Genomic DNA, 656 nt, shown 5'->3' on the forward strand with positions numbered 1-656 from the left:
CCCACACCGATTACGACACTTCTTCCCGGGTCTCCCGGGTGATCGCCCAGGTCGGTACCGGGGACGCGGATCACGCCACCGCCCTGGACGTGTCCTACTGCCACGCCGCCGGATCCACACCGGCTACCACGGTGGGGGTCTCCCCGTGCCCGGCCAGCCCGGCCGCGGACCGGGGCAAGATCCAGTGGCAGAAGAACAACCTGACCGGGCAGACCACCACCTACACGTACGACCAGGCCGGCCGGTTGACGAAGGCCGCCCAGGCCGGCGGCACCGGCCCGGTGACCTACACCTACACCTACGACGGGCGCGGGAACCGGCTCACCAGCGGCAGGACGGGGGCGGGCACCCAGTCGTTGGTCTTCAACGCGGCGAACCAGATCACCACCAGCGGGTACGGGTTCGACGGGCAGGGCAACATGACCGCCGACCCGGCCGGCACCTACACGTACAACGGGGCCGACCAGATGATCAGGGTCACCAAGGGTGGGGTGAACTACACGTATGAGGTGAGGGATTGATTCCGGACCACGAACCCCAAGGTAGGATTTCTTGGGAGATGGGAAGGGAATTGATGGCTCCGAGGAAGTTCAGTGAGGAGTTCAAGGTCGAGGCCGTTCGTGCGGTCATCGAGTCCTCGCGCACGATCGCCGATG

The 656-nt window shown here is 66.3% G+C and carries 1 protein-coding gene; it reads left to right on the top strand.

The features are described from left to right. Positions 1–521: hypothetical protein (locus tag BKD30_RS08825; protein WP_218189287.1), on the top strand; the 521-nt coding region annotated here is incomplete at its 5' end. Between the last annotated feature and the right edge of the window lie 135 nt (positions 522–656).

The sequence above is a fragment of the Tersicoccus phoenicis genome, from assembly GCF_001968835.1.
GTDB lineage: Bacteria > Actinomycetota > Actinomycetes > Actinomycetales > Micrococcaceae > Tersicoccus > Tersicoccus phoenicis.